This window comes from Peptoniphilus sp. SGI.035 (assembly GCF_050315115.1).
Lineage (GTDB): Bacteria > Bacillota > Clostridia > Tissierellales > Peptoniphilaceae > Peptoniphilus_A.
In genome coordinates, this window is sequence record NZ_JBNPOJ010000003.1 from 71,067 (window position 1) to 83,754 (window position 12,688).

Below are 12,688 nucleotides of genomic sequence, written 5' to 3' on the forward strand. Positions count from 1 at the left end.
TAAAAAAAGGCGAGGATAATAAAAACCTCGTCTTTTTTTGCATATTAAAATTTTCTTGATTATTATCTATTATAGTAATAACTCTTCATACATAAACTATTTTACAGACAATTCATATATTTAAGAAAAAGTGATGAACAAAATATGATAATCTATTTTGCATCATCACCCTTAAACTATTTTATATTTGTCTTTTACATTTAGTAATTTTATAATAATATGCTCTTAAAACTTAATTATTAATTTCAAAATCTTTTAAAATAACTTCGTTATAAGCATTAATTACTTTAAAAAAAGATAAAATGTCATTTTTACTAACTTTTTTTTGCAAGCTATTTAATGTTTTAGAGACATCAACTATATCAAATTTTCTATGTTCGTCATTAACCTTCTTCCCTTTTTCCGTAACATATAGTAATTTAAAGCGTTTATTTTCAATAGATGCTTCTTTTCTAATAAGATTATGTTCTTCTAATCGTTTTAATATTTGAGAAATAGAACTTTTACTCTTGTGCCAATATTCAACTAATTCTGTAGAAGTAATTCCAGGATTATCTTCAATATATGTCAAAGTATGAACTTCAATCATTGAAAATTTGATATCTACTCCATAAGAATGAGTTGAAAATATATAATCATTATATAAAAGAACAAATTTATACATTTCTGAATAGACATTATTTATAGAGTGGAAAACTTCATTGATATTAAAATCACTAAATTCAAATTTTTTGGAGTTAATGTCCGAAATATTATTAAATAATATTTTTAATAATTCATTAAATTTATCATTATCCATAAACTGCCCACTTTCTAAGTATTATAAGAATATTTAAGTAATTTAACATGGATATAAATAAAAGTCAAGGAAAAGAAAATAAGCATTGACAAAATAAAAAGATTTGTTAAAATTAAACCATAGTATAGTTTATTAACTAAACTATTATAAGGAGGTTTATATGAAAAAATATAATTTTGACGAAATAATTGACAGAAGAGGAACAAGTTCTTTAAAATACGATTTTGGTATGCAGAGAAAAGGAAGAGATGATTTACTACCTTTGTGGGTTGCTGATATGGATTTTAAACTTCCCACTGCTATTTTGGATGATCTACATAAAAGAATTTCCCACGGAATCTTTGGCTATACAGATCCAAATGAAGAATATTTTGAAGCTCTAAATTATTGGTTTAAAAAATATCATAATTATACTGTTGATCCAAATACAGTTACACTAGGATGTGGTATTGTATATGGAATTGCAACCGCTGTAAAATCGTTTACAAATAAAGGTGATTCTATTATTATTCAACAGCCTGTATACTATCCTTTTAGAGAGTGTATAGAAGACAATGATAGATTGTTTATCAATAATCAATTAGTATTAGAGAATAATAGATATAAAATTGATTTTGAGGATTTTGAAAAAAAAATTATAGATAATAATGTTAAGATGTTTATCTTATGCAACCCTCATAATCCTGTTGGTAGAGTTTGGAGTAGAGATGAATTAACAAAATTACTTGATATTTGTTACAAGTATAAAGTTATTGTTGTCTCTGATGAAATTCATTGTGATTTAATATACAAGGGAAATAAATTTACTTCAGTATTTAATTTAGAGGATAAATATAGAGAAATACTTGTTTTAATGACGTCTCCTTCAAAAACTTTCAACATTGCAGGATTTCAACCATCTAATATAATTATCCCCAATGAAAATTTAAGGATGAAATTCCGCAAAGAAAAAGCTAAAACAGGATACAGTCAAGGTTCTCTTATGGGCCAAGTAGCATTAACTACTTGCTATAAAAATGGTGAGGATTGGTACTTAGAGTTACTTGATTATTTAGAAGATAATTTGAATTATTTTAGAAAATTTATTAAAGAAAAATTACCTATGGCAAATCTAATTGAACCAGAAGGCACTTATTTATTATGGGTGGACTTTTCAAACTATAATTTTACTGCCGATGAATTAGATGACATTATAATTAATGATGCTAAATTATGGCTAGATTCTGGGAAAGTTTTTGGATCTGAATCCGAGAAATTTCAACGCTTTAATATCGCTTGTCCTCGTTCTATTCTCGAGGATGCACTTGAAAGACTTCAAATTGCAATTAATAAAAAAAATAATATTTAATTATGTTTTAGGAGATAAAAAATGAAAAAAATATGGAGTGTATATGGTTCTTCGTTAATTTTACTCTTTTCAATGGTATTTGGAGGTATTATTGGATATTTTGTTGGTCCAGAGATAAAATTTCTACAACCATTTGCTGATATTTTTCTTAATTTATTATATGTAAGTGTAGTACCACTTATCTTTTTTTCTTTGACAACTTCTATTGCAAAGATGACAGATATGTCAAAATTGAGAAAAATACTAGTCTATTTTATTATAGGTGTATTCATTACAGGAATATGTGCTTGTTTGTCAATGATTATTCCAATGATGTTTATAGATCCTGTTGGGAATGCTGAAATCTCATTAACTCAAAATAACATTGATTTAAATGCTTCATTTAACGTATTATCAATGTTTACCGTTAATGATTTTCCATTACTTTTTTCAAAAAATAATTTAATGGCGTTAATTGTATTTTCAGTAATTTTATCTTTTTCATTAATACGTTCTGGAGATAGAGGGAAAAAAATTATTGCATTATTTGATGATGCAACTGAAATAATTTCACAATTCATAAGCATTATAATGAAAATAGCTCCAATAGGATTAGGATCATATTTTGCAATATTAATAGGAGAAAACGGATCAAAATTAATTGGTCCTATGACAAAGGCTATTTTAATTTATTCAGTAGTTGTTATTATATATTATATAATTTCTCAAACATTATATGCCTATATTGGTGCTGGTTCTGAGGGAGTCAAAGCTTGGTGGAAAACTGGAATTACACCTACATTAACAGCACTTGGAACTTGTTCCTCTGCTGCAACATTACCATCTAATTTAAATCAAGCACGACAACTTGAAATCCCTGATGAAATAGCAGATTTAGTTGTTCCACTAGGAGCTAACCTTCATAAAGATGGTGCTTGCATTATACAAATTTTAAAAGTTGCATTTCTCTGCTCATTATTTGGTGTTAATTTTGTTACAATTGACAATATTCTTTTATCTATATTAGTAGCTGTTATTGCATCCATTGTAATGGGAGGAATACCTGCTGGAGGTTATGTAGCAGAAATATTTATTATATCAGCTTTTGGATTTCCACAATCTGCAATACCGATTATGGTATTAATTGGAACGATAACAGATGCCCCAGCAACAGTTATAAATGTAACAGGCGATACAGGCTTAGCAATGGTAATAGCAAGATTAGTTGACGGTAAAGACTGGTTTTCAAAAAATTATGATAATAAAAAACTATAAACTTTATATAATATGTACCCTTTTTACTGGATAAACCAGTAAGAAGGGTGCTTTGTTTTACAAAAATTTTTTATCAGTTAACTTTTTTCTTTATTTTTTTATTTTTTCAATTATTTCTCTCACATTTTTTCTACTTCATTTTCATTTATAGAAAAAATCCCCTTAGACATACAAAGTCCAACTGGAATATTTACAAAGGAAAAAACAATTCCAATAGCAACAAAAAGAGCTGTCGAGGAAGCTCTATACTCTCTCGGCTTAACTTTATCAAGGGCAATGTCAAACATTCCTTCCCAATCAATTTTTGCTACTTTCACTTAAGTAGATTACTTCATAAATAAAAAACCTACTATAAAATTATAGGAGTAGAATTACTTTTCCCTGTCAAGGCATTATCCTAACAGGTAGAAAGGTCGAGTCTAAACTCCTCTCAGCAATTTACTCCCATAAGTTTAATTATAAAATTATTATATCATAGTGAATTTTCAAATCAAATATATCCAATAATTTTCAAATTGAAATTATGCCTCAATATTTTATAATTGATTCCACTCTTGTGCCTTTTAGAGCTTCTCTTCCATTTAAATCTACTAGCTCAATTAAGAAAATTACAGAAGACACTTCGCCCTTTAATCTTTTTACAAGATCTATACATGCCTTAGATGTTCCGCCAGTTGCAAGAAGGTCATCTATTATTACAATTTTTTCTCCTGGCAAAATTGCATCCTTGTGAATTTCAATAGAATCTTCTCCATATTCAAGTTTATAGGATTCTATCAGTTTATCATAGGGAAGTTTGCCTGGCTTTCTAGCTGGCACAAAACCTTTATTTAATTTATAGGCAAGTGCTGCACCAAAAATAAATCCCCTTGCTTCCACACCAATAATTTTATCCACATCTTTGTCAATTTTTGCTGCCATTTCATCAACTGCTTTTTTAAAAGCATCTTTGTCCTTTAAAAGAGTGGTAATATCCCTAAAGACGATTCCCTCTTTTGGATAATTTTCTATTGCACGAATTGTATCTTTTAATTCCATAATTTCCTCCATTCTTTTATAGTATAACATCTTTATTAATTAACTAAAACTTTTATTATTTTTATTTTAATGATATAATATGTTAAATTTTTGAATTGTACACGAGGTGTTAAATGGATAATAAAAATATAAAAAAATACGATAAATATATTAGAAAAGCAAATTTTGGCGAAGCAATTTTTACTTTTCTTTCTCTTGTAATAATTATGTTTATAAGTATTATAAAATACAAAGAAAGCCCTCATATTCCTATGTTAATTGGTGTTTTAATAGCATCCCTTGTTGCATTAAAAATTGGTTATAGCTGGAAATTTATTGAAAATGCAATGATAAAGGGAATCTCTCAAGCTATGCAATCCATTATAATTTTGGCAATCATTGGAGTCCTAATTGGAGTTTGGATTTTAGCTGGCGTCGTTCCAACTATGATTTATTACGGACTTTTAATTTTAAAACCATCAATTTTTCTTGTGGCTACAGTTTTAATAACTTCTATAACTTCACTTGCTACGGGAACTAGTTGGGGAACTGCTGGCACAATGGGCATTGCCCTTATGGGAATTGCAAATGGTCTAGGCATACCTGCTCCAATAACTGCAGGTGCAGTTTTATCTGGTTCTTACTTTGGCGATAAAATGAGTCCCCTATCTGACACTACAAATCTTGCACCAGCAATGGCGGGCACTGATGTATTTACACACATCAAGGCAATGTTTAAGCCAACTATTATAACATATTTCTTAACACTTGCAATATTCGGATTTTTATCAATGAAATACAGTGGAAGTTCTGCTGATTTATCCAGCGTAACTGTAATTACCAATGGTTTAAAAAATAATTTTAATATATCTCCAGTGTTATTAATTGCACCTCTAATTGTAATACTTTCCATTGCAAAAAAGGTGCCTGCAGTCCCTGGAATAAGCCTTGGCATAATTGCAGCTGCTATCTTAGGACCAATCTATCAAAATATAAACTTTGGCGATATTTTGTCTGCTGCCTTAAATGGATTTGTTTCAGAAACTGGAGTTGAGTCAGTGGATAAACTTTTAACAACTGGCGGACTTAACAACATGATGTCTTCAATTTCACTTACTATTATCGCCATGATGTTTGGTGGTATTGCTGAAGAAACTGGAATACTTGAAGCCATAGTAAAAAAATTCCTTCACAAGATAAAGTCAACTGTTGGAATAGTAACAGCTACGATTTTAACTTGCTTTTTTACAAATGCAACTATGCCCGAGCAGTACATCTCCATAGTTGTACCAGGAAGAATGTTTAAGAATGAATATAGAGATAGAAATTTAGATCCAAAACTTTTATCTTCAACTCTTGAATCAGGTGGAACTGTTACATCTGCCATGATACCATGGAACACTTGCGGCACTTATATGACATCTGTACTTGGAGTTTCAACAGTGCATTATCTTCCTTTTTTGTTCTTCAATCTACTAATGCCAATTGTGCAAATAATAATTACAGCGATTGACGCAAAGAAATTCAAACTTCCTGATGATAAAGATACTTTCACCAATTGAAAAACCGCCTCTTTTTGATATAATGTTTAGTGAAATTAAAAAAGAGGTGTAAAATGTATAAAGATATAATAACTGGACTTACAAATTCTGCAAACACGAAGAAAAACTTACTTGAAGACTCCTTCTTTAAGTACATAGTATCTTCAATGCTTGCAGGATTTTTTATTGGAATGGGAATACTCATAATGGTATTATCGACAAATGTGTTTTCTCCACTTCCAATTGCAGCTGTAAAATTTATTAACGGCTTTTTCTTCTCTCTTGCATTATCCTTTGTAGTTTTTGCTGGAGGCGAACTCTTCACTGGAAATGTCCTCATAACAACTGTGGGAAGGCTAAATAAAAAAATTGAAACAGCTACACTTTTAAAAATTTTAATATTTTCTTATTTTGGAAATCTTTTAGGCTCAATTTTAATCGCATACTTATTTAAAATGACTGGCGTATCTCCTGAATATAATGAAACTCTATTAAAACTTGCAACTGGAAAAACAAATTTTGACTTCACTGCACTTTTATTTAAGGGAATTATGTGTAATATCTTAGTATGTACAGCAGTTTTAATGTCCTCAAGAAAAATTTCAGATTCAGCAAAATTAATTTTAATTTTTTGGTGTATCCTAGCCTTTGTAAGTCTTGGCTTCGAACATAGCATTGCAAATATGACTTGCTTTGCCCTTACAAAAATATTAAATCCAGAATTTAGCTTTGCACTAATTCTCAAAAATTTAATACCAGTTACAATTGGAAATATTATTGGCGGTGTACTAATTGCAGTAACTTATAATACTCTAGGTAAGGACAAATAAATAAAGAAAGACAGGATTTTTGTTATCCTGTCTTATTTTTGTATCTTTAATCTTAAAATTAATTTGTAAATAAAAAAGGTCATAACCATTACAAATATTGTAACTATAAAAAGCCCCAAAATATAATTTGGAAAAACATTTTTTATCACTTCAAGAGGAGAACCAATATAAGGTTCTTCAATAAAAAAGTAATTTGCACTTAGCTTTTTATTTAAAACTTTTATAATAGGCAATATGACAATAATAAAAATTACTGGATAAATAATATCCTTAAGACTTGGTTTGTATTCCTTTGAAATCACGAGATATATGGGATAAAAGGAGTTAACGCCGTGAATTATCCACGAAACAATCGCAACATAGGAATACTTATTTACATTATTCCACCCTGGTGTAATTAGACTTAAAATACCAGCAGGCATAAACAAAAAGAAAAGCGATGCCTTTATAAATTTGCTTTCAAAAAAGACATCTAACGCCATAAACTGTGCCCCAAACAAACAAAGGTGAAAAGGCAAATAAGAGCTGTCGTAATGTCCCGTTATTAAAACCATAATAAGCCTTATAATCTCCAGTGCAATTGGCATAATGGCAAAAACTTTTCTAAAATTTTTATTGTTATTCCATGGTTTATATAAAATTATTGCAAAAATAAAAATAATAAATATGCAGGCGAAGTGATACCTTCCATAAAACTCAAAGCCAACTTCACCATAATTTAAATCCCAAAAATTTCTCATAAAATTAAAATCCTTTATCTTTTTCTTTAAAATATTTTATCATAATAAATTATATAATTAAATGCTATATACAGAAAACACTATAAATTCATTTAAGTGTTTTATATAAATATTTGTTATATTATTCTTTTAAAACAATAAATAATAATAATAATAATAATAATAAATTATGTATCATATAGCATTCGTTTAAATCCTTGAGTAAATATTATTTGTAATACATAACTTAAAGTTTGCGTTAAAAATGATAAAAAGGTCATATACAAAACAGTATTGTACATAACCCTTTGAATTTTTTTGCTTTCAATCTTTATTTTTATTTTACCCTATTATTAAATCAGCTAATCTTAGAATAATCGGCATAGTGACTAAAGATAAAACAGTGCTAACACTAACTAACTCAACTGAATATATATAGTCTTTATCTAGCTTTTGAGCATATACAGCCAAATTAGAACCCACAGGAGCACTTACACAAATAATTAGTGGTAAAATTATCTCTTTACTAACATTTAACAATTTAAAAATGAATATTGTTATGATTGGTATAATTACCAATCTAACCATTGAACTAATTACTAGATTTTTATTCAAAAATGAGCTTACTCCTCGCACTTGAGCTATATATGCACCTAATAGAATCATAGCTAGCGGTGAATTAATACTAGCTAATGATTTACTAAGCGAGTTAAAAACATCAGGTACTTGATATTGGAAAACATATATTATAACACCCAAGAAAAAACTTATAACTAAAGGATTCTTAATTATATCCCATTTGTTTTTTAAAATAGTCTCTCCTAATAATAATTTTTGTCCATAAAAATACTGTAAAATATTTAATAAAGCAATATAGCTAGCGGCATAAATTAGATACTTTTCATCTAAAACAGATGTTATTATTGGTATTCCCATAAATCCTGCATTTGAAAATGAAACACCAAAATTATCAATTGCTTTATTTTTAAACAATAAAGAAGATATAGATATTGAAATCATTAAACATAATAATGACAGTGCTATTGAACCTAAAAATAATTTAGATGGTATTTCCATATTGTTATTAATAAAAGATGTTAAAATCGAACAAGGCAATACAATGTATATTAATAAGTTAGCAATACTTTTTGATCCATCATTATCTATTTTTTTATTTTTATATAATAAAAATCCCAGTAGCATAAACAAGAACATTATTAACAGTTGTTTCAGTATTATATACAAATTACTCATTTTATATTATATTTCCTTTAATATCTTTTCTAAATATTTTTCGAATTTGATTACAGATACATAATCTAATACTTCACTCGGTGTATGATAATACAATCTTGTAGGTCCAATTGCTATTGCATCCTCTAAATTTAACAAGTCTTTCAAGATAGCTACTTCGTTACCAGAATGAGATGCAGTTATAATTGGATTTTCATTATAAATACTCTTAAAAATTTCTTTAACTTTGCATGAAAGCTTAGAACTTTTATCTGAAGTCCAACCAGGATATTTGCTATGCACTCTTATATCACAGTTATAAATATCTGATAATATTTTAATTTTTTCTAAGATCATTTCTCCTGATTCTTTATAAGCACTTCTTATCTCTTCTGTAAGTATAACCTTGTCGTCTTGAGTTTTTACAACACCTAGATTTGATGAACTTTCTACTAAACCATTAAACTTGTTATCCATCTCAAATATACCATTAGGAATCAAACTGATGAGATTAATTATTCTTAATTCATCAATTTCACTAAAAACTAAACAATCATCAATTTCACTCAATGATAAATTTAACTTTTTCTCCATTATGTTATATTTTTTAGATAAAAAATATAAATATTTATTAATAATATCTTTGCAGTATTCTGCAGTATTTTTATTACTTAGTCCAAATTTTATAGATGCCTCTCTTGGTATAGCAAGTCTAGAATTCCCTCCATCTATAGAACTAAGGCTACATTCTATACCTGATTTTTTTAAAATTTTATATAAATAAACTAATAGTATTAATGGATTTCCATATCCTTTATTTATATCATTCCCAGAGTGACCACCATGCATATTAGTTAGTTTTAATTCAAAAAATTTTCCATCATACTTAACAAAATTTACTTTGAGGCTAACTTCACAAGCAAAACCACCAGAGGATCCTACTAGAATTTTATTTTCTGGGCTAATATCTAAATTTATCATTCTTTTTGCACTTAATAATCTTTTATTTATATTATATGCTCCAGCCATGTCAGTTTCCTCTCTTGTTGTTAAAATTGCCTCTATTGGTGGAAACTGATCATCATTAATGTCTAACATAGCCATTATTAGAGCTACACCTATACCACAGTCAGCACCTAATGTTGTACCATCTTTTGATTTTATAAATCCATCAGCTATCTCCCATTCAATAGGATCAGTTAAGAAATTATGATTAGATTCAGGCGTTTTTTCACAGACCATATCTAAATGAGCCTGCAAAATAATAGAATCCTTAGATTTATTATTATCCTTTTTTATAATTAAATTATGATACTTATCATCTTTAACTGTATACCCTCTTTTAATAGCCCAATTATATATATATTTACTTACTTTTTCTTCATTTCCGCTTCCCCTAGGTATTTTAGATATCTCGTTAAAATAAAACAAAGTATTATTTTTTAATAACTCTTCTTTTTTCATGAATTTTTAATTCCCCTTGTCATTAAATTTGTTGTTTAAAATGGTCCATAATTTATATATTGCGCAAACATTGCCGCAGCTACACCTATAGTTAGTAAAACTAAATATATTTTAATAATAAATTTAAACCAGTTAATATAATTAATTTCTCCTATACCTAGTCCAATCATAAGTGTTCCGCATGTTACCCATAACATATTTGAAAGTCCATCTCCCAATTGAAAAGCCAAAACAGCAACTTGCTGATTTACACCTAAAACTTGAGCTAGTGGTGATATAATAGGCATTGTAATAGCGGCTTGAGTTGATCCTGAATTTACAAAGAAATTAATTAACGTTTGAACGATAACCATTCCACCTGCTGATATAATTGGTGGTAAATTTTTAAGTGGCAATGATAAATAATAAACTATTGAATCTAAAATTTTAGCAGAATCTAAGATTGTCGTAATAGACATAGCGAATCCAATTATTAAACAAGGAACAGCCATATCTTTTGCTCCCCTACTAAATTCTTGAAAAATTTTATTTAAATTATATTTGTTAACTATACCACTTAATAATCCAATAGTTAAAAAAATGGTAGCACACTCAGATAAATAAAAACCTTTCATAGTTGCACCATAAATTAAAAATGCTAAACCTGATACAAATATAAGCCATACCAGTTTATGGGATGTACTCATTTTATTAATATTTTCGAATTTGTTTTTACTCTTAAATTCTTCTGGTATATTAGGGCTAATACTTAAACTAAAATCCCTTTCAACTTTATTTGCATAATTTATCATATATCTAACTGCTACTATATATAAAATTAAACTTAAAATTATTCTAAACTCTAAACCTGATGGATAAGGTAACCCTGCAATATCTTGAGCTACCGCCAAGTTAAATGGATTTAAAAATCCTGAACCATATCCTATAGCATATCCTAATATCATAGTTCCTATAGCAGTTATAGTGTCAAACCCTAAAGACACCATCAATATTATTATAAAAGGTGCAAAAGCCATCATTTCTTGACCCATTCCAAAGCTTGATGAGCAAAACAAGAAAAAAAACATGGTAATAGCTATAATTATTTTTTTCTTTTTTTCATTATTAAACTTTTTTACTAAAACATTCAATAATGATTCTATTGCTCCAGTAGATGTAATAACTCCTAATGATCCCCCAATTAGAAGTAGAAAAGAAATTATAGGTGCAGCCTTCTGAATCCCTGCGTCAAAAGATAGTAACATAGTGGTTATACTTGCTTTATCTGCTTCAACAAATTTAAAAGTATCTGCTACTACAACTGTTTTTCCTGTTACTTCATCTAATACTCTGTCATATTCCCCAGATGGAATAAAATGTGTCAAAATTGAAACTATTACTACTATCACAAAAAGCAAAGTTAACGGATTCACATTTGAAAAAATACTAGATAAACTTAATTTTTTATTCTTTTTCATAATACCCTCCTATAAAAACGTTTTACTTAATTTTGATTTTATACCTTAATTCTTATAAAGTACAATTCAATAAAAAAATATGCCCCATACATTTTTTATATGTTCTTTTTTGATAGATTTGTTTTACTAATTTGTTATAATTATTACGAGGTGAATATTTTGGAATTAAGACAGTTAGAATATTTTATTACTATTGTTCAAGAAGGTTCTATTACAAAGGCTGCAAAAAAATTACATATGACTCAACCTCCTCTAAGCCACCAAATTAAAAAATTAGAAGAAGATTTGGGAGAAGTTTTGTTTTATAGAAAGAATAACAAAATGTACCTTACAGAAGTTGGAGAATTTTTCTTATTAAAATCAAAGGAAATTGTTTCTTTATCAAAGAATATAAAAAAAGAAATTAAGGAATTTGATGATCAGAATATAGGGAGTATATTAATTGGAATAACTCCCACTTCTATACCCTTAATTTTCAACAATGAATTAAAATCTTTTTTGAAAGATAATCCTAGAATAGTCTTTGATATATATGAAGGAGACACTCCTTTCATATATAATCTCCTAAATAAAGGAGTAATTAACATTGGTATCGTAAGATCCCCTTTCAAAAAAGATAATGTTAATACTATAATTAAAAATCCAGAAAACATGTGCGTAGCCATGATTGATTGTTTTAATTGGAGCAAAAAAAAGGATTGCTCAATAGAAGATTTAGATGGTAAAAAAATAATAATTTATCATAGATATCAAAAGGATTTAGAGAATTCTTTTTTTAAAAATAATGTTAATCCTAATATAGTATGTGTCTGTAATAGTTCAAGCACTACGTTAAGATTAGCAGAACTAGGAATGGGAATAGCTATTCTTCCTAAAAGTGCTATTAAACAATCAAATGAACATATTGTATATAAAGAAATACTAGATGATAATTTAACATCTTCTACTATGGCAATTTGGATAAAAAATAACTACTTGTCTAAAGCTGAAAAGTCTTTTTTAGAGTTCTTTACTAAATTATAATTT

The 12,688-nt window shown here is 28.0% G+C and carries 12 protein-coding genes; 5 read left to right on the forward strand and 7 right to left on the reverse strand.

The features are described 5' to 3' along the window. Positions 1-232: 232 nt before the first annotated feature. Complete coding sequence (locus tag ACQRC6_RS02535) at positions 233-799, reverse strand: MarR family transcriptional regulator (RefSeq protein ID WP_427847591.1); 567 nt, start codon at positions 797-799, stop codon at positions 233-235. Between the two features lie 160 nt (positions 800-959). Between ACQRC6_RS02535 and ACQRC6_RS02540 the strand changes: the two genes are divergently transcribed. After that, positions 960-2,147 carry a MalY/PatB family protein gene (locus ACQRC6_RS02540; RefSeq protein WP_427847592.1) on the forward strand — a complete coding sequence of 396 codons (1,188 nt, stop codon included), beginning with the start codon at positions 960-962 and terminating at the stop codon, positions 2,145-2,147. Between the two features lie 21 nt (positions 2,148-2,168). Next, positions 2,169-3,401 (forward strand): dicarboxylate/amino acid:cation symporter, encoded by a 1,233-nt coding sequence (locus tag ACQRC6_RS02545; RefSeq protein ID WP_427847593.1) that lies wholly within the window; start codon positions 2,169-2,171, stop codon positions 3,399-3,401. A 119-nt stretch (positions 3,402-3,520) separates the two neighbouring features. On the opposite strand, the gene ACQRC6_RS02550 is transcribed toward ACQRC6_RS02545, so the two are convergent. Further along, positions 3,521-3,718 carry a hypothetical protein gene (locus ACQRC6_RS02550; protein WP_427847594.1) on the reverse strand — a complete coding sequence of 66 codons (198 nt, stop codon included), beginning with the start codon at positions 3,716-3,718 and terminating at the stop codon, positions 3,521-3,523. 211 nt (positions 3,719-3,929) lie between these two features. Further along, positions 3,930-4,439: an adenine phosphoribosyltransferase gene (locus ACQRC6_RS02555; protein ID WP_427847595.1), complete on the reverse strand. Its 510-nt coding sequence runs from the start codon at positions 4,437-4,439 to the stop codon at positions 3,930-3,932. Positions 4,440-4,552: 113 nt separating this feature from the next. Between ACQRC6_RS02555 and nhaC the strand changes: the two genes are divergently transcribed. Further along, positions 4,553-5,980: a Na+/H+ antiporter NhaC gene (nhaC, locus tag ACQRC6_RS02560; protein ID WP_427847596.1), complete on the forward strand. Its 1,428-nt coding sequence runs from the start codon at positions 4,553-4,555 to the stop codon at positions 5,978-5,980. A gap of 53 nt (positions 5,981-6,033) precedes the next feature. Then, positions 6,034-6,789, forward strand: a complete 756-nt coding sequence (locus ACQRC6_RS02565; RefSeq protein ID WP_427847597.1) for a formate/nitrite transporter family protein — start codon at positions 6,034-6,036, stop codon at positions 6,787-6,789. Between the two features lie 32 nt (positions 6,790-6,821). Here ACQRC6_RS02565 and ACQRC6_RS02570 read toward each other — a convergent pair whose 3' ends face one another. From ACQRC6_RS02570 to ACQRC6_RS02585, 4 genes are all read right to left on the reverse strand, one after another. Then, on the reverse strand, positions 6,822-7,529 hold the full coding sequence (locus tag ACQRC6_RS02570) for a TIGR02206 family membrane protein (RefSeq protein WP_427847598.1): 708 nt from the start codon (positions 7,527-7,529) through the stop codon (positions 6,822-6,824). Between the two features lie 321 nt (positions 7,530-7,850). Further along, entirely contained in the window at positions 7,851-8,762 is a 912-nt protein-coding gene (locus tag ACQRC6_RS02575) for an AEC family transporter (protein ID WP_427847599.1), read from the reverse strand. Between the two features lie 6 nt (positions 8,763-8,768). Beyond that, complete coding sequence (gene pepD / locus ACQRC6_RS02580) at positions 8,769-10,205, reverse strand: beta-Ala-His dipeptidase (RefSeq protein WP_427847600.1); 1,437 nt, start codon at positions 10,203-10,205, stop codon at positions 8,769-8,771. 35 nt (positions 10,206-10,240) lie between these two features. Next, positions 10,241-11,662 carry a YfcC family protein gene (locus tag ACQRC6_RS02585; protein WP_427847601.1) on the reverse strand — a complete coding sequence of 474 codons (1,422 nt, stop codon included), beginning with the start codon at positions 11,660-11,662 and terminating at the stop codon, positions 10,241-10,243. Positions 11,663-11,821: 159 nt separating this feature from the next. Between ACQRC6_RS02585 and ACQRC6_RS02590 the strand changes: the two genes are divergently transcribed. Continuing rightward, a complete protein-coding gene (locus ACQRC6_RS02590) occupies positions 11,822-12,685 on the forward strand; it encodes a LysR family transcriptional regulator (protein ID WP_427847602.1) in 864 nt (287 codons plus the stop codon). Positions 12,686-12,688: the final 3 nt, after the last annotated feature.